Raw genomic sequence first — 20,215 nt, forward strand, 5'->3', positions numbered from 1 at the left:
AGAACAGGCCGCCAATGCATTTATCCTGCATCCCTTTAACGGCCGCTCCATCGCCGACTTGAACCCGTAAAGGCCCGCTATCCCTTGACCAGCCCTCTTCTCGAAGCCGTAGCACTCGCCTGTGAGCGCGACTGGCGGATGCTGTTTGAACACCTCGAGTTGCGTCTGACGGGCGGAGACATGGTGCAGATCAGTGGCCCCAACGGCAGTGGCAAGACCAGCCTGCTACGTCTGCTGGCCGGCCTGATGCAACCCACCAGCGGTCAGGTACTGCTCAATGGCCAGCCCTTGCATGCCCAGCGTGCCGAACTGGCGCGCAATCTGTTGTGGATCGGCCACGCCGCCGGAATCAAGGATGTCCTGACCCCCGAAGAAAATCTCAACTGGCTCTGTGCTCTGCACCAGTCGGCAACGCGCGACGCCATCTGGCAGGCCCTGGCTGCCGTCGGCCTGCGCGGCTTCGAAGACGTCGCTTGCCACACTCTGTCCGCTGGCCAGCAGCGCCGTGTGGCCCTGGCCCGGCTGTATCTGGACGGGCCGCCGCTGTGGATTCTCGACGAGCCCTTCACCGCCCTGGACAAACAGGGTGTGGCCCAGCTCGAGGAGCACCTGGCCAATCATTGTGAGCGTGGCGGCATGGTGGTCCTGACCACTCACCACACTTTGACCCGCATGCCGGCGGGCTACCGCGATCTGGATCTGGGGCGGTGGGCGGCATGAGCGTCTTTGCCCAATTGCTGGCCCGTGAAGCGCGTTTGCTGTTTCGACGCCCGGCGGAGCTGGCCAACCCTCTGGTGTTCTTCGCCATCGTCGTTGCACTGTTCCCGTTGGCCGTGGGACCTGAGACAAATCTGTTGCAAACCTTGTCTCCAGGGCTGGTCTGGGTAGCGGCCTTATTGTCCGTCCTGCTCTCGCTGGACGGGCTTTTTCGCAGTGATTTCGAGGACGGATCCCTTGAACAGTGGGTCCTTTCGTCGCACCCCCTGCCTCTTCTGGTTTTGGCCAAGGTACTGGCACACTGGGCCTTTTCCGGCCTGGCACTGGTATTGCTTGCACCCTTGCTGGCCTTGATGCTCGGCTTGCCTACCGCCTGCCTGCCGGTGTTGTTGCTGTCATTGCTGCTGGGCACTCCGGTGCTGAGCCTGCTTGGCGCAGTGGGTGCAGCCCTGACGGTGGGGTTGAAGCGTGGTGGCTTGCTGCTGGCGTTGCTGATCCTGCCTTTGTACATCCCGGTACTGATTCTCGGCAGTGGCGCCCTGCAGGCGGCACTGCAGGGCATGCCGGCGACAGGTTATCTGCTGTGGCTTGGGAGCCTGACCGCCCTGGCAGTGACCCTTACACCCTTTGCAATAGCTGCTGGCCTGAAGATCAGCGTCGGCGAATAATGAGGTCTGGTTGTTTTTTAACCAGTAAAGACCCTGGCTGTTCGTGAAAGCGAAGAGCAACCGTGATGGAAACAACGAATGAACTGGACTTGGTTTCATAAGCTCGGCTCGCCTAAATGGTTTTACGGCATCAGCGGCAAGCTGCTGCCCTGGCTGAGCGTCGCCGCCGTGTTGCTGATCGGCATCGGCGTGGTCTGGGGCCTGGCCTTTGCGCCACCGGACTACCAGCAAGGCAACAGCTTTCGCATCATCTACATCCATGTGCCGATGGCGATGCTGGCCCAGTCCTGCTACGTAATGCTGGCGGTGTGCGGTGTGGTCGGGCTGGTGTGGAAAATGAAACTGGCCGATGTCGCCCTGCAATGCGCGGCGCCCATCGGGCATTCGATCACCTTCCTGGCCCTGGTAACCGGGGCAATCTGGGGCAAGCCGACCTGGGGCTCCTGGTGGGTCTGGGATGCGCGACTAACGTCGATGCTGATCCTGCTGTTTCTGTACGCAGGTCTGATTGCGCTCAATGCCGCCATCAGCAATCGTGACAGCGCCGCCAAGGCCTGCGCGGTGCTGGCGATTGTCGGCGTGGTGAATATCCCGATCATCAAATACTCGGTGGAGTGGTGGAATACCCTGCACCAGGGGGCGACTTTCACCCTCACCGAAAAGCCCGCCATGCCGGTGGAAATGTGGTTGCCGCTGCTGCTGACGTCCTTGGGTTTCTATTGTTTCTTTGGCGTGCTGCTGTTGCTGCGCATGCGCCTTGAGGTGCTCAAGCGCGAAGCCCGGACCAGCTGGGTCAAGGCCGAAGTCCAACGCAGCCTGGAGGCCGCATAATGAGTTTTGCATCCTTCAGCGATTTTCTTGCCATGGGCCATCACGGCCTCTACGTCTGGTCGGCCTATGGCATTTGCCTGGTCGTCCTGGCTCGTGAGCTGGTGGCGCCGATCCTGGCCCGCAAGCGTTATCTGCAACAAGAGGCGCGTCGTCTGCGCCGGGAGAACGGTAAGTGAATCCGCTGCGTAAAAAGCGTCTTTTGATCATCCTGGCGATTCTGGTCGGCGTCGGCATCGCCGTCGGCCTGGCCCTGAGTGCGCTGAAGGAAAACATCAACCTGTTCTACACCCCGACCCAGATCGCCAACGGCGAAGCACCGCTGGACACGCGGATTCGCGCTGGCGGCATGGTCCAGGCCGGCTCCCTGCAGCGTTCCGCCGACTCCCTGGACGTGAAATTCGTGGTCACCGACTTCAACAAGTCGGTGACCATCACTTACCGCGGCATCCTTCCGGACCTGTTCCGTGAAGGACAGGGCATCGTCGCCCTGGGCAAGCTCAACGCCGATGGCGTGGTGGTGGCCGATGAAGTGCTGGCCAAGCACGATGAGAAATACATGCCGCCGGAAGTCACCAAGGCCCTGAAAGACAGCGGTCAGTCGGCACCGACACCAGCGAAAGAGGGTTAAGCCATGAGTTCCGCACTGTTCGTTCCCGAACTCGGCCACCTGGCGATGATCCTCGCCCTGTGCTTTGCCCTGGTCCAGGCCGTGGTGCCATTGCTGGGCGCCTGGCGCGGCGATCGCCTGTGGATGAGCCTGGCCCAGCCGGCCGCCTGGGGCCAGTTCGCCTTCCTGGTGTTCGCCTTCGGCTGCCTGACCTACGCTTTCATGAGCGACGACTTCTCGGTGGCCTATGTCGCCAGCAACTCCAACACCGCCTTGCCCTGGTACTACAAGTTCAGCGCGGTGTGGGGCGCCCACGAAGGCTCGCTGCTGCTCTGGGCGCTGATCCTCGGAGGCTGGACCTTCGCCGTATCGGTGTTCTCGCGCCAGTTGCCGCAAGTGATGCTGGCCCGGGTGCTGGCGGTGATGGGCATGATCAGCACCGGCTTCCTGCTGTTCCTGATCATGACCTCCAACCCGTTTTCGCGGATTCTGCCCCAGGTGCCGGCGGACGGTCGCGACCTCAACCCGCTGTTGCAGGACATCGGCCTGATCGTCCACCCGCCGATGCTGTACATGGGCTACGTCGGTTTCTCGGTGGCCTTCGCCTTTGCCATCGCCGCGCTGCTCGGCGGTCGCCTGGACGCTGCCTGGGCACGCTGGTCGCGGCCCTGGACCATCGTCGCCTGGGCCTTCCTCGGCATCGGTATCACCCTGGGCTCCTGGTGGGCCTACTACGAACTGGGCTGGGGCGGCTGGTGGTTCTGGGACCCGGTGGAGAACGCGTCCTTCATGCCCTGGCTGGTGGGCACGGCCCTGATCCACTCCCTGGCGGTTACCGAAAAGCGCGGTGTGTTCAAGAGCTGGACCGTGCTGTTGGCCATTGCCGCCTTTTCCCTGAGCCTGCTGGGGACCTTCCTGGTGCGCTCCGGGGTCCTGACGTCGGTGCACGCCTTTGCCTCGGACCCTGAGCGCGGCGTGTTCATCCTGATCTTCCTGCTGTTCGTGGTGGGAGGCTCGCTGACCCTGTTCGCCCTGCGGGCGCCGGTGGTCAAGAGCCATGTGGGCTTCAACCTGTGGTCCCGGGAAACCCTGCTATTGGGTAACAATCTGGTGCTGGTGGTAGCGGCGTCGATGATCCTGCTGGGCACCCTGTATCCGCTGGTGCTGGACGCCCTGACCGGGGCCAAGCTGTCGGTAGGCCCGCCGTACTTCAATGCGCTGTTCATTCCGTTGATGGCGTTGCTGATGGTGGTGATGGCGGTGGGCGTGCTGGTGCGCTGGAAAGACACTCCGGTGAAATGGCTGGCGGGCATGCTCGGTCCGGTGCTGCTGGGCAGCGTGGCCTTGGCCGTGGTGGCCGGCATTGCCTACGGTGACTTCAACTGGGCGGTGCTGGCGACCTTCCTGCTGGCGGCCTGGGTGCTGCTGGCCGGGGTCCGCGACATCTTCGACAAGACCCGCCACAAGGGCCTGATCAAGGGCCTGCCGAGCCTGACTCGCAGCTATTGGGGCATGCAGCTGGCGCACCTGGGCATTGCGGTCTGCGCCCTGGGCGTGGTGCTGTCGAGCCAGAACAGCGCCGAGCGCGACCTGCGCCTGGAGCCGGGCGAGTCCATGGAACTGGCCGGTTATCACTTCATTTTCGAAGGCGCCAAGCATTTCGAAGGGCCGAACTTCACCTCCGACAAGGGCACCGTCCGCGTGGTCCGCAACGGCAAGGAAGTGGCGGTGCTGCATCCGGAAAAACGCCTGTACACCGTGCAGAGTTCGATGATGACCGAAGCCGGCATCGATGCCGGTTTCACTCGTGACCTGTACGTCGCCCTGGGCGAATCCCTGGGTGATGGCGCCTGGGCAGTGCGGGTGCACGTCAAGCCGTTCGTGCGCTGGATCTGGTTCGGCGGCCTGCTCACCGGGTTCGGTGGCTTGCTGGCGGCGATGGATCGGCGTTATCGGGTCAAGGTTAAAAGCCGGGTGCGCGAAGCGCTGGGCATGACAGGAGCCACCGCATGAGACGCTGGATGATGATGTTGCCCCTGGCGGTGTTCCTGGTGGTGGCGGTGTTTCTCTATCGCGGGTTGTATCTGGACCCGGCCGAGCTGCCGTCGGCGATGATCGGCAAGCCGTTCCCCGAGTTCTCCCTGCCCTCGGTGCAGGGCGACAAGACCCTGACCCGCGCCGACCTGCTGGGCAAGCCGGCCTTGGTCAACGTCTGGGGCACCTGGTGCATTTCCTGCCGGGTCGAGCATCCGGTGCTGAACAAGCTCGCCGAGAAGGGCGTGGTGATCTACGGCATCAACTACAAGGACGTCAACGCCGACGCCCTGAAGTGGCTGGCCGAATTCCACAACCCCTACCTGCTGGACGTGCGTGACGAGGAGGGTTCCCTGGGGCTCAACCTGGGTGTCTACGGTGCCCCGGAAACCTTCTTCATCGATGCCAAGGGCATCATCCGTGACAAGTTCGTCGGGGTGATCGACGAAGTGGTGTGGCGCGAACAGCTCGCCGCCAAGTACCAGGCCCTGGTAGATGAGGCCAAGCCATGAAGCGCTGGTTAGCCGCCGCTATCCTCGGCCTGAGCATCGCTGGTGTGGCCCACGCTGCCATTGATACCTACCAGTTCGCCAATGACACTGACCGCGAAAGGTTTCACGAACTGACCAAGGAACTGCGCTGCCCCAAGTGCCAGAATCAGGACATCGCCGATTCCAATGCACCGATTGCCGCCGACCTGCGCAAGGAGATTTTCCGCATGCTCGGCGAGGGCAAGGACAATCAGCAGATCATCGACTTCATGGTGGATCGCTACGGTGACTTCGTGCGTTACAAGCCGGCCCTGACCGGCAAGACCGCCTTGCTCTGGTTCGGCCCTGCCGGCCTGCTGCTGGGCGGCCTGGTGATCATTGCCGTGATTGTCCGGCGTCGTCGCGTCGAGCGCAGCGACAGCCCGAACACGCTTTCCGTCGAAGAGCGTCAGCGCCTCGACCAACTGCTGGATAAAAACCACCCATGATTGATTTCTGGCTTGCAGCAGGTCTGCTGCTCCTGATCGCCCTGAGTTTCCTGTTGATCCCGGTATTGCGTGAGCGTCGTGCCCAACGTGAAGAGGATCGTACCGCGCTGAACGTGGCGCTTTATGAAGAGCGCGTGGCTGAGCTGCACGGCCAGCAAGCGGAAGGCGTGCTCAGTGCCGAGCAGATGGACGCGGGGCGTGCGGAAGCAGCCCGGGAACTGTTGGCGGACACCGAAGGCAGCGGCCCGGCGCGGACCTCGCGCCTGGGCAAGCCGCTGCCGTTGCTGGCGGCGTTGCTGGTACCGGTGCTGGGCCTGGGTCTTTACCTGCACTTTGGTGCCAGCGACAAGGTCGAGCTGACCCGGGAATTCGCCCAGGCGCCGCAGTCCATGGAAGAAATGACCCGGCGCCTGGAGCGCGCGGTGGCGGCCCAGCCGGATTCTGCCGAGGGCCTGTATTTCCTTGGGCGTACCTACATGGCCCAGGACCGTCCAGCGGACGCGGCGAAGATCTTCGAGCGCACCGTGGCCCTGGCCGGACGCCAGCCCGAGCTGTTGGGGCAATGGGCCCAGGCGCAGTACTTTGCCGATAACAAGCAATGGTCGGACAAGGTCCAGGGCTTGACCGATGAAGCGCTGAAGGCCGATCCCAATGAAGTCACCAGTCTCGGGTTGCTGGGTATCGCCGCCTTCGAAGGCGGGCGTTTCCAGGAGGCCATCGATTACTGGAAGCGCCTGCAGGCTCAATTGCCGCCGGAGGACAACTCCCGTGCCGCGTTGCAGGGGGGCATCGATCGCGCCAGCGAGAAACTGCTGGCGGCCGGCGGCAAGGTCGCGGCCGAGCCTGCGGTCAAGGCCAAGGGCGCCTTGCTCAAGGTCCGGGTCGATCTGGCCGCGGAGCTCAAGGCCAAGGTCCAGCCGGGTGACAGTGTGTTCATCTTCGCCCGCGCCACCCAGGGCCCACCCGCGCCGTTGGCAGCCAAGCGCCTGACCGTCGCCGATCTGCCGGCCACTGTGGAGCTGGGTGATAGCGACGCGATGATGCCGCAGTTGAAACTGTCGAACTTCCCTGAAGTCCAACTGGTTGCGCGCATTTCCCGTGCCGGCCAGCCAACGGCCGGCGAGTGGGTCGGGCAGAGCCAGCCCCTGTCCAGCAGCACCACTGCCGCGCAACAGCTGACCATCGACAGTCCGGATCAATAATCAGAGAAGCCGCCATGACCGCCATCGCTCGTATCACCCTGTTGTCACTGGTCCTGGGGTTGAGCGCTTGTACGGTCCACCGGCCGGCGCCGACCTCCTCTGAACCCATCCCGCCCGCGGGACCGAGTACGCGCCCGGTCCCGTCCACGGCTCCCGCTCCCGGCAAGCCCGGCGCGCCGGTTCCCGCCGCCAAGCCTCTGCCACGCACCTCCGCCAGCTTCGCTCCGCCACCCGGCGGGCACAGCCACTGGGATGCACGGCTGGGGGTCTATGTGCTGGATAACCAGAACAACACCTTCTATCGCCAGCGCACCTATTACCGTTGGAACAACGGCTGGAGCCGTTCCATCAGCCCCGACGGTCCCTGGGAAGACACCGACATCCATGGTGTACCCGCAGGGCTGGGGCGCCAGTTCCAGTAATCTGCAACGCTATTGCCTGACTGCATAGGCGCGGGCCAGAGCCCGCGCCGGCCTTGCCGCGGTCAGCGGATTATTTAAGCCCCGCCCAGGCTGGCCGATACAGCGGGGTGTTCCTGAGTATCAGCCGTTGAGCGCCCGATGAAGAAAGACCTGAACAAACCCTATGTCGCGCCGATGGTGTTTTGGCTGGCTGTGGTCTGCGTCCTGCTGCTGTTGTACGGCCTGGGGCCGGCGGACGTGCCGGAGCTGATCTATTTGTCCGTGGCACCGGTGTACCTGCTGGTGGCCTTCGCTTTCATGTACTACGTCTTCTGCTGGAGCCTGATCTCGGTTTTCCGCTTGGGGGAGGTCGGCTGGAAGAAAGTCGACTACGGCTGGCTGCTGCTGGCTGCCCTGGCCCTGATCAGCGCCACCCAGGCGGTGCGGGTGGACTGGTTCCAGAGTGACTACCAGTTGGCACAAAGTGCCCGGGACGCAGCGCAGCGCAGATTGCTGGCCGAGATCGACGACATGCTCGGCAACGCTCACTGCAAGGCGGCGCTGGAGCTGCATGAGCCTCAGGATGCCGCCCAGGTCAGCAACCTGTGCGAACGCTTTGGCACATTGGAGCGTTCTGCCGATGGGCGTCTGTCGGCTTTGGCCGTGATCAAGGTGCAGCAGGCCCTGGGCGACCTTCGTGGTGAGTATTCAGCGCCGCTGGTGCAGCAATGGCTGCAGCGCCTGGGGGAAAGCTTCAGTGAGCTGGAGCACCAGCGGGCCGAGGTGCAGCGCTTGCATGGCCTGACTGAGGTCAGTCAGACCGAGAGGCTCTATGGCTACTGCGCACCTTTGCTGCTGGTGATCGCCTTGGCGCTGCGGGCGTCCAAGGTTACCGGCGAGGTACTGCTCAAGGCGCCACGCCGGCGCAAGCTGTGGCTGATCGTCAACCGGCGGGTGGTGATCGACGGCCTGGGCTTTGTCCGCGGTGCCCGTGCGCGTCTGGACGAAGCCCTGAGGAACTGGCGTGTGGCCCATTGGGGCGTGGTGCACCTGTCCTGCCCGTTCATTGCCGGGGCCAGTCCCCAGGACACCCCGGTCCCGGTGATCCCAGGTTTCTACGAGAACGAGTTCCAGCTCGCCAGTCTTGGCGAGTTCGACAGCAGTGAGTTCGTCCAGTGGGCCGCGATCCAGACCATCGACGTCCTGTATCTGGTGGGTGAAACCGACCTGAGCCTGATCGACCGGCTGCGGCGCTGGGGTGAGGCGACGAATATCGAAGTGCTGGTGCGCGAGCGTATCTGAGGCCAGGGTTTCAGAGACGTTCCAGCAACTGCTCCACATAGTCCACAAACGCCCGGGCCTTGGCACTCACCAGGCGCCCGCCGGGAAACACGGCCCACAGCTGTTGCCGGGGCAGTTGCCAATCCGTGAGCACGGCCTTGACCGCACCCTTGGCCAGCTCCGGGACAAACATCCATTGCGAGGCCATTGCCAGCCCCTGGTGGGCCAGTACCGATTCACGCAAGCCTTCCGCGGCATTCACTCGAACCCTGCCGCTGACACTCACCCGTTGCTCGTCGTCGCCTTGGGCAAAGTGCCAGAGATTGCCAGGCCCCCGGCTGTAGATCACCGCCTGATGCCCGGTCAGTTCACCGGGATGCTGCGGTTCGCCGTGCTCGGCGAAGTACTCGGGAGTGGCCAGCAGCAGGCGCGGGCACTCGGCGATCTTGCGGGCGATGAGGGTCGAGTCGGCAAGGCTGCCCATGCGCAGGGCCACATCCACTCCCGCCTCCACCAGATTGATGGTGTGATCATCCATCACCACGTCGATCTGCAACTCGGGGTGGCGCTCGAGAAAGGGCCCCAGGTGAGGAACGATATGCAGGCGGGCGAAGGTCACCGCAGCGCAGATACGCAAGGTGCCGCGCAACTGGGAGGCCGAGCCCCGGGCGGCACTTTCCGCTTCGCTGGCTTCCTCCAGGGTGCGTTTGGCCCGTTCGAAGAAGGCCAGGCCGGCTTCGGTGGGGCTCAGGCCGCGAGTGGAGCGCAGCAACAGCCGCACCTGCAGATAGGCCTCCAGCTGGGCGATGCTTTTCGACACGGCGGGCTGACCCAGGTTCAGGCGCCGGGCGGCAGCGGAGAAGGAGCCGCTTTCCACCACATGTACAAAGGTTTCCATCGCGGCCAGGCGGTCCATCGGTTGTCCTTGCTGGGTTGAGAAGGGGTCACTTGGGGAGTGTGCGCCCAAACGTTTATCGGGTCCTGGGCGCACGGCCTAGGTGCGGGCCGCGCGGCGGTTGTCCGCCACCAGCAGGAAGCGCAGCAGGGCCAGCAGTGGAAACCCACTGCCCACCAGCACCACTCCGAGCCAGCCGCCGTGTTCGTACACCGCACTGGCAATCGATGAGCCGAAGGCGCCGCCGATGAAGATGCTGGTCATGTACAGCGCGTTGAGGCGACTGCGACTGTGGGCGTCCAGGGCATACACCGCCCGTTGGCCGAGCACCATGTTCATCTGCACGCAGAAATCCAGGACCACCCCGGTCACTGCCAGGCCGATGACGCTGTAGGCGGGATGGATCAGTGTCGGGATAAAGCTCAGGGCCGCCAGGAGCATGGCCAGCAGCGAGGCGATGCGGGTATGGCCGGCATCCGCGAGGCGTCCGCTGATGGGGGCGGCGATGGCGCCGATGGCACCCACCAGGGCGAAGATCGCGATCTGGCTTTGTGACAGACCGTGATGCCGTGCCAGTTCCAGGGGCGCGGCGGTCCAGAACAGGCTGAAGGTGGCGAACATGCAGCCCTGATAGAAGGCTCGTTGGCGCAGGACCGGTTGCTGGCGCAGCAGGCCGCCCAGGGAGCGCAGCAGTTGGCCATAGGTGGCGCTGTGGGCCGGCTGGCGCTTGGGTATGGTCAGCATCAATACCAGGCTGATGCCGGCCATCAGCACTGCGGCGGCGATGAACATCGCGCGCCAGCCGAAGAGGTCGGCCACCACGCTGGACACCGGTCGGGCCAGGAGAATCCCCAGCAGCAGGCCGCCCATGATGCCGCCCACCACTCGTCCCCGGGACTCCTCGGGGGCCAGGTGCGCAGCCAGGGGAATGAGGATCTGCACCGAGACCGAACTGAAGCCGATCAGCAGCGATACCAGCAGGAAAGCGTTGGGCTGCTGGGTATACGCAGCCCCCAGCAGGCTGGCGATGGCCACCACAGTGGTGATGATCATCAACCGGCGGTTTTCCAGCAGGTCGCCCAGGGGCACCAGGAAGAACAGGCCCAGGGCATAGCCGATCTGGGTCAGGGACACGATCAGGCTGGCCAGGGAGCTGGACAGGCCCAGGTCCGGGGCGATCAGCTCGATGATCGGTTGTGCGTAGTAGATGTTGGCGACGATGGCGCCGCAGCAGAAGGCGAACAGCAGCACCATGCCTCGGGTCATTGTCACGTTGCTGGCGGGCAGCACCTGGGTCGTGGAAGTCATCAGGTTTCTCTTGGCGGCGAAAGGATGGAGCGAGGTTAAGAGACCGCGGGGTAACGCAGTAGAGAGGGCGGGGCGATAGCATTCATTCCTGCTGGGAATAAATGCCTGATTCATGGCGCTCTGGAGATTGCCGGGGCGTGCCGCTGCCGAGGGCTGATGATACATTTACTTACATCTTGTTCGATAGCATGCTCATGTTCTTTACGGCCCCGGGGGCAGCATGCTGCTGCCTTGCACTTTTTCAGTTGAGGAAATCCGTTCCATGAATCGGTCTTTGCTTGGTCTGTTGTGCAGGGTTCAATGCCTGGCCCTGATGCTCATGTTGGGCAGTGTTGCGGCCCAGGCCCAGGATGCTCCGGGCATGCGCATGGGGGTGCGCGGGGAAATCACCGGGATCAGCGGCGATGTCGTGCGGGTGCATGTCAACAGCGGCGAGAACGTCAGTGTCGAGCTGACGCCGCAGACCCAGGTGCGTGGAGTGACCCTGGCCAATATCGAGGACATCAAGCCCGGCAGCTATATCGGCTCGGCCGCGATGCCCATGGCCGACGGCACCCTCAAGGCCCTGGAAGTGCATGTGTTTCCACCGCAACTGGCCGGTACCGGCGATGGTCATCGCCCCTTCGACCTGGTCAAGGGCAGCAGCATGACCAACGGCCGCGTCGGTGATCTGGTGGTGAGCAATGGCCGCACCCTCACCGTCAATTACAAGGACGGGCAGCAGAAGATCCTGGTGCCGGACGATGTGCCCATCGTCAATCTGGCGCCGGGGGATCGCAGCCTGCTCAAGGCCGGGGTCAAGGTGGTGATGTTCGTCACCCAGAGCGCCGATGGCAAACTCACTGCACAGTCGATTTCCGCAGGCAAGGACGGAGTCGCACCGCCGATGTAAGGGCACGCTGCACTGGGCGGTGATGTTGCATTGGCAACCGTGCGCTGAAGCTTGCATTGCCAAATGTTGCTGCGCCGCGCTTGCAGTGGAAGTCGCAGAGGCCTTGGTTTAGGGTTTCCGGTCGTTCAGTGCGGTGGGAGTCCCTTATGGAAAAGTCAACGTTCAACCCAGCCAGTGTGTTCAATTCCCTGCAATACGGTTTCAGCCAGGCGGTGGAGGTGCGGGGTGGCCGGCGCCTGCTGCTGTCCGGTCAGGTGGGGGTGGATGAGCAGGAGCGCACCGTGGGACCTGGCCTGCGGCAGCAGACCGAGCAGGCCTTCGACAATATCGAGAGGGTCCTGGCCGAGGCTGGAGGTCAGTTGGCGGATGTGGTGATGTTGCGGATCTACATCGCCGAAGCGGCGCGGGATCAGCAGGAGCACATCAGTGCGGTATTGCTGGAGCGTTTTGCCAGCCAGCCACCGGCGTCCTCATGGATCATCGTCAGCGGATTGTCGCTGCCGGAGTGGTTGATCGAAGTCGAGGCCGAGGCGGTGCTGGATGAGTGTCATCAGGCGGCCGAAGCTGCGCAGTTCAGTTCGGCGCGGGCTCTCTGAGTCTCGGATTGGCGGCATAAAAAAAGCGACCTTTACGGTCGCTTTTTTATTGGCCTATCCGTGTCACTTGGCGTTGGTGTAGATCTGGTCGAAGATCCCGCCGTCGTTGAAGTGGGTCTTCTGCACGCTGCGCCAGTCACCGAAGGTTTTTTCCACCGACAGGAAGTCGACTTTCGGGAAGCGGTCGGTGTACTTGGCCAGGACTTTCGGGTCCCGTGGGCGCAGGTAGTTGTTGGCAGCGATTTCCTGGCCTTCCGGCGACCACAGGTACTTCAGGTATTCCTCGGCCGCAGCGCGGGTGCCTTTCTTCTCCACCACCTTGTCCACCACCGACACCGGTGGCTCGGCTTCAGCGGAAACGCTTGGGTAGATCACTTCGAACTGATCGCGACCGAATTCGCGGGCGATCATTTCCGCCTCGTTCTCGAAGGTCACCAGCACGTCGCCAATCTGGTTGGTCATGAAGGTAGTGGTGGCGGCGCGGCCACCGGTGTCCAGTACCGGTGCCTGCTTGAAGAGCTTGCCGACGAAGTCCTTGGCCTTGTTCTCGTCGCCGCCGTTCTTCAGTACGTAGCCCCAGGCCGAGAGGTAGGTGTAGCGACCGTTACCCGAGGTCTTGGGGTTGGGCACAATCACTTGCACGCCGTCCTTGAGCAGGTCCGGCCAGTCTTTCAGGGCCTTGGGGTTGCCCTTGCGGACGATGAACACCGTGGCCGAGGTGAAGGGGGCGCTGTTGTTCGGCAGGCGCGTCACCCAGTTGTCCGGCACCAGTTTGCCGTTGTCCGCCAGGGCGTTGATGTCGGTGGCCATGTTCATGGTGATGACATCCGCCGGCAGGCCGTCGATCACCGAGCGTGCCTGTTTGCTGGAGCCGCCGAAGGACATCTGCAGGGTGATGTTTTCGTTGTGCTCGGCTTTCCAGTGTTTCTGGAAGGCCGCGTTGTAGTCCTTGTAGAAGTCGCGCATCACGTCGTAGGACACGTTGAGCAGGGTCGGTGCGGCCTGGGCGACGCTGCCCAGGGCCAGGCCGGCGGCCAGAAGCGAGGCGCTGAAGAGTTTTTTCACTGCACATTCCTTTTGTTCGAGAGTGAAGGCAATTTGCCGCCGACTATAGCCGGGGCGCTATATCTCTTTAAAGATTAAAAAGTACTTTGCTTATTCCAGTTTCTTGAACAGCGCATTGCCACAGCGAGAGCAGAAGGCGGCGGCCGGTTCGTGGCTGTTCTTGCGGCACACCGGGCAGTCGTGCTTGAGCTGTTCGCCGCGCATGGCGCTGGCCAACTCCGCGGTGAAAATCCCGGTAGGCACGGCAATGATCGAGTAACCGGTGATCATCACCATGGACGAAATCATCTGGCCGATCACGGTCTTGGGCACGATATCGCCATAGCCTACGGTGGTCAGGGTCACGATGGCCCAGTAGATGCCCTTGGGGATACTGGTAAAACCATGCTCCGGGCCTTCCACCACGTACATCAGGGTGCCGAACACCGTGACCAGGGTGCAGACGCTGAGCAGGAACACCAGGATCTTCTGCTTGCTGCCGCGCAGGGCATCGAGCAGGTAATGGGCCTGTTTCAGGTAGGGCGACAGCTTGAGCACGCGGAAGATCCGCAGCATGCGGATGATGCGAATGATCAACAGGTACTGGGCGTCGCTGTAGTACAGGGCAAGGATGCCGGGGACGATCGCCAGCAGGTCCACCAGGCCATAGAAACTGAAGGCATAGCGCAAGGGTTTGGGGGAGCAATACAGGCGCAGTCCGTACTCGATGGCGAAGATCAGGGTGAAGCCCCATTCGATGTAGGCCAGGACGTCGGCGTAGTTGCTGTGCACCTCGTCGATGCTGTCGAGGATCACGATCACCAGGCTGGCGAGGATGATCAGCAGCAAGGTCGTATCGAAGCGTCTTCCCGCCATCGTATCGGTCTGGAAGATCATCACGTAGAGGCGCTGGCGCCAGTTGTCGCGGTTAACCATGGGAGTCGCCTGAATCAAAGATCAGCGAAGCCTAGGGGGAGTTGCCGGGGGAGCGCAAGGTGCGTTGTCCCCAGGGGTACGGCCCAGGACCCGAGTGGCGGCATGCACCAGCCAGCAGGCCAGGACGAAGGGGGCGGTGAGGGGTGTCAGCCCCAGGGCGACGATGCCCGGGGTGATCAGCAGCGCCAGGCACATCCCTGCCAGTGGTCGCCACGGACGTCGCGACCCTTGGCCCAGGGCCAGGGCCGCCAGTGCACAGTTGTAGCCGCCCAGGCCCAGCAGGGCCCGGTCGGGCTCATGCAGCCATAGCGCCATGGCCAGGCCGCTGGCGGAACCGAGCAGGGCCCAGGTCGCGGCGCGGCGGTTGGCCAGCAGCAGGCCGAGGAGAATCAGCAGCCCGGCCAGTGGCTGGCCGAGGAACATGATCTGGCCCAAGCCCTGGAACACGCCGCTCAGCAGGCTCCACAGGGACAGGTCGGGCACCGCCTGGGGCATGAGTTGCAAGGGTTCCATCAGGCCCAGCAACAGCCAGCCCAGGACCACGAAGGGCGCGGTGTAGGCCGGCAGGCTTGCGGGGCTGCGGGCCCGTTTCAGCCATTGCTGGGTGATGATCGCACTGAGGCCGCCGGCGGCGATGATCAGCGGCGGCAGCAGCACCGACCAGGGCAGGTACTGGCTCAGCAGCAGGCCCAGGAGCACGCCGTTGTAGCTGAAGAGTCCGGCTTGCCGGTCGGCCTTGGCGTAGCCCCGTTGCTGGGCGGTGAGCAGGCCGGCCAGGGCACCGAGCAGGGCTCCGCCGAGCAGGGCGGGGGCGCTGATCAGGATCGCCAGCAGGCACAGCAGGCCGCACAGCGGGTGGCGCTGGAGGAAAATCTGACTGAAACCGTTGAGCAAGGCAGTGGCCCAGTCGGGGCAGAAGGCATTGAAAGACTGTGAAGGCATGACGAAAGTCGGCGGAGGCGGCGGCCGTCGCACGCAGCGTTCGACCCGAGCGGCATCCTCTTCGGGAGGCGCGCTGCAGGTCGGGGGCGCTGCGGCGGCAGTGGCGGCGGGTCAGAGAAGGGTTTCGACGCGCAGGGAGTTGGTGGTTCCCGGCTGGCCGAACGGCACGCCGGTGGTGATCACCACGGTATCCCCGCGTTTGGCCAAGCCCTGGGCCTGGGCGATTTCCAGGGCCGTGGCACAGACCTCGTCCACTTGGCGCAAGCGGTCATTGACCACCGAGTGCACCCCCCAGGCCAGGCTCAAGCGGCGTGCTGTCTGCAGGTTCGGCGTCAGGTTGAGGATAGGTACCGAAGGACGTTCCCGGGCGGCACGCAGGGTGGAACTGCCGGACTCGCTGTAGTTCACCAGCACCGCCACCGGCAGGATGCTGCACACCCGGCGGATCGCGCAGCTGATGGCGTCGGAAACCGTGGCATCGGCCTGGGGGCGGCTGACGTCCAGCTGAGTCTGGTAATCCGGTCCGGTTTCCACCTGGCGAATGATCTTGCTCATCATCTGCACCGCTTCCAGCGGGTACTCACCGGAGGCGGTTTCCGCCGAGAGCATTACCGCATCGCTGCCTTCGGCCACGGCATTGGCGACGTCGGTCACTTCGGCGCGGGTGGGCGCCGGGGAGAAACGCATGGACTCCAGCATCTGTGTGGCGACCACTACGGGTTTGCCCAGCTGACGGCAGGTAGTGATGATGTTCTTCTGGATCTGCGGCACGCTTTCCGCCGGTACTTCCACCCCCAGGTCGCCTCTGGCCACCATGATCGCGTCGCTCAGTTCGGCGATTTCCCGCAGTTGGGCCACCGCGGAAGGCTTTTCGATCTTGGCCATCAGGTAGGCCTTGTCGCCAATCAGGGTGCGGGCTTCACGGATGTCTTCCGGACGTTGCACGAAGGACAGCGCCACCCAATCCACGCCCAGTTCCAGGCCGAAGCTCAGGTCGCGGCGGTCCTTGGCGGTGAGCGGGCTGAGGTCGAGCACTGCCTGGGGCACATTGACGCCCTTGCGGTCCGACAGCTCGCCGCCATTGAGCACGGTGGTCTCGATGGCGTCCGCCTGCTTGACGATGACCCGCAGGCGCAGCTTGCCATCGTCCAGCAGCAGGTCCATTCCGGGCTCCAGGGCCGCGATGATTTCCGGGTGCGGCAGGTTGACCCGCTGGGCGGTTCCCGGCGTCGGGTCCAGATCCAGGCGCAGAGCCTGGCCCCGCACCAGCTGGACCTTGCCCTCGGCGAAGGTGCCGACCCGCAGTTTCGGTCCTTGCAGGTCCATGAGGATGCCCAGGGGATGGTTCAACTCGCGTTCGATCTGGCGAATCCACTCATAACGCTGGGCATGGTCGGCGTGGCTGCCGTGGCTGAAGTTGAGCCGGAAGATGTTCACGCCGGCCTGCACCAGTTCGCGGATGTCCTCGATGCTGTCGGTGGCTGGCCCCAGTGTGGCGAGGATTTTGACTTTCTTGTCAGGCGTCATGTTTGGGGTTCTCGAGGATCAGGATGGCGCGGAAGTCGTTGACGTTGGTACGGGTCGGCTCGGTGACGATCAGGTCGCCCAGGGCTGCGAAGTAGCCATAGCCATTGTTGTTGTCCAGCTCGTCGCTGGCGCTCAGGCCCAGGGCCGCAGCACGAGCGTAGCTGTCCGGGGTCATGATCGCCCCGGCATTGTCTTCTGAGCCGTCGATGCCGTCGGTATCACCGGCCAGGGCGTAGATCCCGGGATGACCCTTGAGGCTGTCGGTGAGGCTCAGGAGGAACTCGGCATTGCGGCCGCCACGCCCCTTACCGCGCACGGTAACCGTGGTTTCACCGCCGGAAAGGATCACACAGGGCGCCGCCAGTGGCTGGCCGTGCAAGGCCACCTGACGGGCGATGCCGGCGTGGACCTTGGCCACTTCCCGGGATTCGCCTTCCAGGTCGCCGAGGATCAGCGGGCTGTAGCCGGCCTGGCGAGCTTTCACCGCGGCGGCTTCCAGGGATTGCTGGGGGCGGGCGATCAACTGGAAGTGGCTGCGTTCCAGGCACGGGTCGCCGGGCTTGACGGTTTCCGAGTCGGGGCTCTGCAACCAGTTGCGCACTGCTGTCGGCACTTCAATGGCGTAGCGCTTGAGAATCGCCAGGGCGTCGGCCGAGGTGCTCGGATCGGCCACTGTGGGGCCGGAAGCGATGACGGTGGCCAGGTCGCCGGGGACGTCGGAAATGGCATAGGTGTAGACCGTCGCCGGCCAGCAGGCCTTGGCCAGGCGTCCGCCCTTGATCGCTGAGAGGTGCTTGCGCACGCAGTTCATCTCGCCGATGGTGGCGCCGGACTTCAGCAGGGCCTTGTTGATAGCCTGCTTGTCGGCCAGGGTGATGCCGGCGGCGGGCAGGGCCAGCAGCGCCGAACCGCCACCGGACAGCAGGAAAATCACCCGATCCTGTTCCGACAGGTTGCTGACCAGTTCCAGTACTCGCTTGGCCACGGCCAGGCCGGCCGCGTCGGGCACCGGGTGAGCGGCCTCGACCACTTCGATCTTGTTGCAGGGGGCGCCGTGGCCGTAGCGGGTGACCACCAGCCCGGAGACTTCGCCCTGCCAGCTGCGTTCCACGACCTGAGCCATGGCCGCCGCTGCCTTGCCGGCACCGATGACGATGACGCGGCCGCTGCGGTCGCTGGGGAGATGGGCTTCGAGAACCTGTTGCGGATGGGCGGCGTCGATGGCTGTGGCGAACAGCTCTCGGAGGAATTGTTGCGGATCGACCGACATGGCGGGCTCCCGGATTTCTTGTTATGGGGGGCTTGAAACGGGTGTAGCCGCCACCTCAGGCGGCGACAAGGTCAGCAGGGCCTGTCCCTGGCCCGCCGTGAGGCGTTTCCTGCGAACCTTGGCGCAGCCTGTGGCAGCGGCTACGGATGCTGCTTATTTCTTTTCGCGGATGGAGAAGTTGGCCATGTGTTCCAGGCCCTTGATCAGGGCCGAGTGGTCCCAGTTGCCGCCACCAATAGCGGTGCAGGTGCTGAACACTTGCTGGGTATTGGCGGTGTTGGGCAGGTTGATCCCCAGCTCGCGCGCGCCACTGAGGGCCAGGTTCAGGTCCTTCTGGTGCAGGTTGATGCGGAAGCCCGGATCGAAAGTGCCCTTGATCATGCGTTCACCGTGCACTTCGAGGATCTTCGACGAGGCGAAGCCGCCCATCAGCGCTTCACGCACCTTGGCCGGGTCGGCACCGTTTTTCGAGGCGAACAGCAGGGCTTCGGCCACGGCCTGGATGTTCAGGGCGACGATGATCTGGTTGGCGACCTTGGCGGTCTGGCCGTCACCGTTGCCACCCACCAGGGTGATGTTCTTGCCCATGCTCTGGAACAGCGGCAGGGCGCGCTCGAACGCCTGGCTGTCACCGCCGACCATGATGCTCAGGGTCGCGGCCTTGGCCCCGACTTCACCGCCGGACACTGGCGCGTCCAGATACTGCGCGCCTTTCTCGTTGATCTTGGCGGCGAAGGCCTTGGTCGCGGTGGGGGAGATGGAGCTCATGTCGATGACGATCTTGCCCTTGCCGATCCCGGCGGCAACGCCGTCGGCACGCAGCAGTACGTCTTCGACCTGGGGAGTATCGGGCACCATGATGATGACGAATTCGGCTTCCTGGGCCACTTCCCTGGGCGAGGCCAGAGCCACTGCGCCGGCGGCAATCAGGTCGGCCGGGGCCTTGCCATGGTGTTCCGAGAGCAGCAGGGAGTGACCGGCCTTCTGCAGGTTCGCGGCCATAGGGTGGCCCATGATGCCGGTGCCGATAAATCCGATTTTAGCCATGATAAAAATCCTCTATTCAACGGGACCTTGTAGGAGCTGGCTTACCAGCGAAAGCGGCCACGAGGGCGGCGCAAGGCTTGCGGGCCTGTTCGCCGGCAAGCCGGCTCCTACGCAGGTACAGGGTCAGATTGCGTTGTGGGTTTTCAGCCAGCCGAGGCCCGCTTCGGTGGTGGTCAGTGGCTTGTATTCGCAGCCGACCCAGCCCTGGTAGCCGATGCTGTCCAGGTGCTCGAAGAGGAAGCGATAGTTGATTTCGCCGGTGCCTGGTTCGTTGCGCCCGGGGTTGTCCGCCAGCTGGATGTGGTTGATCTGGCTGAGGTGGTTGGCCATGGTCCGCGCCAGGTCACCTTCCATGATTTGCATGTGATAGATGTCGTACTGCAGGAACAGGTTGGCACTGCCCACCTGCTCGCGGATCGACAGCGCCTGGGCGGTGTTGTTGAGGTAGAAGCCGGGAATGTCACGGGTGTTGATGGCTTCCATCACCAGCTTGATGCCGACGGCCTGCAGTTTGTCGGCAGCGTACTTGAGGTTGGCGACGAAGGTCTTTTCCAGCAACGCGGCGTCAGCCCCCTGGGGGCGGATGCCGGCCAGGCAGTTGATCTGGGTGTTGCCCAGGACCTGGGCGTAGGCGATGGCCAGGTCGACTCCGGCACGGAACTCCTCGACCCGGTCGGGCAGGCAGGCGATACCGCGTTCCCCCTTGCCCCAGTCGCCGGCCGGCAGGTTGAACAGCACCTGGGTCAGGCCGTGGGCATCGAGTTGAGCCTTGATTTCGGCAGAGCTGAATTCGTAGGGGAACAGGTATTCGACGCCACTGAAGCCGGCATCGGCGGCGGCCTTGAAGCGGGCGAGGAAGTCCTGTTCGGTGAACAGCATGGACAGGTTGGCGGCAAAGCGCGGCATGGTGATCTCCTGTGAATCGGTGAAGCCTGTAGAGCGGGCGAAGGCTGCGGTCGGGCTGCCCCGGCAGTGCCTCTTGAAGAGGGTGCGGGGCAGATCTCGGCCAGGCTCTGCGAACCTGATGGCAGCCTGGGG

General features: G+C 63.8%; 22 protein-coding genes. 13 read left to right on the forward strand and 9 right to left on the reverse strand.

Features of this window, described 5'->3' with window-relative positions:
* Nucleotides 1–84 precede the first annotated feature (84 nt).
* The 11 genes from ccmA to P7C00_RS09235 all read left to right on the forward strand — a co-directional run bounded on the left by ccmA (nucleotide 85) and on the right by P7C00_RS09235 (nucleotide 8,741).
* The gene (gene ccmA, locus P7C00_RS09185; RefSeq protein WP_346631974.1) at nucleotides 85–720 is read left to right on the forward strand and encodes a cytochrome c biogenesis heme-transporting ATPase CcmA; all 636 of its coding nucleotides are present in this window, start codon (nucleotides 85–87) and stop codon (nucleotides 718–720) included.
* Nucleotides 717–1,385 (forward strand): heme exporter protein CcmB, encoded by a 669-nt coding sequence (ccmB, locus tag P7C00_RS09190; protein ID WP_060841898.1) that lies wholly within the window; start codon nucleotides 717–719, stop codon nucleotides 1,383–1,385. The genes ccmA and ccmB overlap by 4 nt, the downstream gene beginning before the upstream one ends.
* Before the next feature lie 78 nt (nucleotides 1,386–1,463).
* Nucleotides 1,464–2,216, forward strand: a complete 753-nt coding sequence (locus P7C00_RS09195; RefSeq protein ID WP_346631973.1) for a heme ABC transporter permease — start codon at nucleotides 1,464–1,466, stop codon at nucleotides 2,214–2,216.
* Entirely contained in the window at nucleotides 2,216–2,392 is a 177-nt protein-coding gene (ccmD, locus tag P7C00_RS09200) for a heme exporter protein CcmD (RefSeq protein ID WP_011060018.1), read from the forward strand. The genes P7C00_RS09195 and ccmD overlap by 1 nt, the downstream gene beginning before the upstream one ends.
* The gene (gene ccmE, locus P7C00_RS09205) at nucleotides 2,389–2,844 is read left to right on the forward strand and encodes a cytochrome c maturation protein CcmE (RefSeq protein ID WP_011060019.1); all 456 of its coding nucleotides are present in this window, start codon (nucleotides 2,389–2,391) and stop codon (nucleotides 2,842–2,844) included. The genes ccmD and ccmE overlap by 4 nt, the downstream gene beginning before the upstream one ends.
* A gap of 3 nt (nucleotides 2,845–2,847) precedes the next feature.
* Entirely contained in the window at nucleotides 2,848–4,836 is a 1,989-nt protein-coding gene (locus P7C00_RS09210; protein WP_402894265.1) for a heme lyase CcmF/NrfE family subunit, read from the forward strand.
* Nucleotides 4,833–5,369: a DsbE family thiol:disulfide interchange protein gene (locus tag P7C00_RS09215; RefSeq protein ID WP_060838164.1), complete on the forward strand. Its 537-nt coding sequence runs from the start codon at nucleotides 4,833–4,835 to the stop codon at nucleotides 5,367–5,369. Before P7C00_RS09210 ends, P7C00_RS09215 begins: the two co-directional genes overlap by 4 nt.
* Entirely contained in the window at nucleotides 5,366–5,836 is a 471-nt protein-coding gene (locus tag P7C00_RS09220; protein ID WP_346631970.1) for a cytochrome c-type biogenesis protein, read from the forward strand. Before P7C00_RS09215 ends, P7C00_RS09220 begins: the two co-directional genes overlap by 4 nt.
* A complete protein-coding gene (ccmI, locus tag P7C00_RS09225; RefSeq protein WP_404938718.1) occupies nucleotides 5,833–7,038 on the forward strand; it encodes a c-type cytochrome biogenesis protein CcmI in 1,206 nt (401 codons plus the stop codon). The genes P7C00_RS09220 and ccmI overlap by 4 nt, the downstream gene beginning before the upstream one ends.
* A 14-nt stretch (nucleotides 7,039–7,052) precedes the next feature.
* Nucleotides 7,053–7,460, forward strand: coding sequence for a hypothetical protein (locus P7C00_RS09230; RefSeq protein ID WP_123723872.1), 408 nt, complete (start codon nucleotides 7,053–7,055; stop codon nucleotides 7,458–7,460).
* Nucleotides 7,461–7,598: 138 nt separating this feature from the next.
* Complete coding sequence (locus tag P7C00_RS09235) at nucleotides 7,599–8,741, forward strand: hypothetical protein (RefSeq protein ID WP_404938720.1); 1,143 nt, start codon at nucleotides 7,599–7,601, stop codon at nucleotides 8,739–8,741.
* Between the two features lie 10 nt (nucleotides 8,742–8,751).
* On the opposite strand, the gene P7C00_RS09240 is transcribed toward P7C00_RS09235, so the two are convergent.
* Both P7C00_RS09240 and P7C00_RS09245 read right to left on the reverse strand, forming a co-directional pair.
* Nucleotides 8,752–9,636: a LysR family transcriptional regulator gene (locus P7C00_RS09240; RefSeq protein WP_404938722.1), complete on the reverse strand. Its 885-nt coding sequence runs from the start codon at nucleotides 9,634–9,636 to the stop codon at nucleotides 8,752–8,754.
* A 78-nt stretch (nucleotides 9,637–9,714) separates the two neighbouring features.
* Nucleotides 9,715–10,923 carry an MFS transporter gene (locus P7C00_RS09245; protein ID WP_346631966.1) on the reverse strand — a complete coding sequence of 403 codons (1,209 nt, stop codon included), beginning with the start codon at nucleotides 10,921–10,923 and terminating at the stop codon, nucleotides 9,715–9,717.
* A 262-nt stretch (nucleotides 10,924–11,185) separates the two neighbouring features.
* Here P7C00_RS09245 and P7C00_RS09250 point away from each other — a divergent pair, with 262 nt between their 5' ends.
* Together P7C00_RS09250 and P7C00_RS09255 are read left to right on the forward strand one after the other, a co-directional pair.
* The gene (locus tag P7C00_RS09250; protein ID WP_404938724.1) at nucleotides 11,186–11,815 is read left to right on the forward strand and encodes a hypothetical protein; all 630 of its coding nucleotides are present in this window, start codon (nucleotides 11,186–11,188) and stop codon (nucleotides 11,813–11,815) included.
* A gap of 146 nt (nucleotides 11,816–11,961) precedes the next feature.
* On the forward strand, nucleotides 11,962–12,411 hold the full coding sequence (locus P7C00_RS09255; protein WP_404938726.1) for a RidA family protein: 450 nt from the start codon (nucleotides 11,962–11,964) through the stop codon (nucleotides 12,409–12,411).
* Between the two features lie 63 nt (nucleotides 12,412–12,474).
* Here the strand turns inward: P7C00_RS09255 and P7C00_RS09260 are convergent, their stop codons facing one another.
* The 7 genes from P7C00_RS09260 to hyi all read right to left on the reverse strand — a co-directional run bounded on the left by P7C00_RS09260 (nucleotide 12,475) and on the right by hyi (nucleotide 20,083).
* Nucleotides 12,475–13,476 carry a sulfate ABC transporter substrate-binding protein gene (locus P7C00_RS09260; RefSeq protein WP_011060028.1) on the reverse strand — a complete coding sequence of 334 codons (1,002 nt, stop codon included), beginning with the start codon at nucleotides 13,474–13,476 and terminating at the stop codon, nucleotides 12,475–12,477.
* A 90-nt stretch (nucleotides 13,477–13,566) separates the two neighbouring features.
* Nucleotides 13,567–14,391, reverse strand: coding sequence for an ion transporter (locus P7C00_RS09265; protein ID WP_404938728.1), 825 nt, complete (start codon nucleotides 14,389–14,391; stop codon nucleotides 13,567–13,569).
* Between the two features lie 21 nt (nucleotides 14,392–14,412).
* The gene (locus P7C00_RS09270) at nucleotides 14,413–15,333 is read right to left on the reverse strand and encodes an urea transporter (protein WP_346631964.1); all 921 of its coding nucleotides are present in this window, start codon (nucleotides 15,331–15,333) and stop codon (nucleotides 14,413–14,415) included.
* 111 nt (nucleotides 15,334–15,444) lie between these two features.
* Entirely contained in the window at nucleotides 15,445–16,860 is a 1,416-nt protein-coding gene (gene pyk, locus P7C00_RS09275) for a pyruvate kinase (RefSeq protein ID WP_346631963.1), read from the reverse strand.
* Nucleotides 16,850–18,130 (reverse strand): glycerate kinase, encoded by a 1,281-nt coding sequence (locus tag P7C00_RS09280; protein WP_404938730.1) that lies wholly within the window; start codon nucleotides 18,128–18,130, stop codon nucleotides 16,850–16,852. Before P7C00_RS09280 ends, pyk begins: the two co-directional genes overlap by 11 nt.
* 153 nt (nucleotides 18,131–18,283) lie before the next feature.
* Complete coding sequence (locus P7C00_RS09285; protein ID WP_346631961.1) at nucleotides 18,284–19,177, reverse strand: 2-hydroxy-3-oxopropionate reductase; 894 nt, start codon at nucleotides 19,175–19,177, stop codon at nucleotides 18,284–18,286.
* Nucleotides 19,178–19,300: 123 nt separating this feature from the next.
* Nucleotides 19,301–20,083 (reverse strand): hydroxypyruvate isomerase, encoded by a 783-nt coding sequence (gene hyi / locus P7C00_RS09290; protein WP_253084451.1) that lies wholly within the window; start codon nucleotides 20,081–20,083, stop codon nucleotides 19,301–19,303.
* Between the last annotated feature and the right edge of the window lie 132 nt (nucleotides 20,084–20,215).

The organism is Pseudomonas sp. JDS08PS003 (genome assembly GCF_045013505.1).
Classification (GTDB): domain Bacteria; phylum Pseudomonadota; class Gammaproteobacteria; order Pseudomonadales; family Pseudomonadaceae; genus Aquipseudomonas; species Aquipseudomonas protegens_B.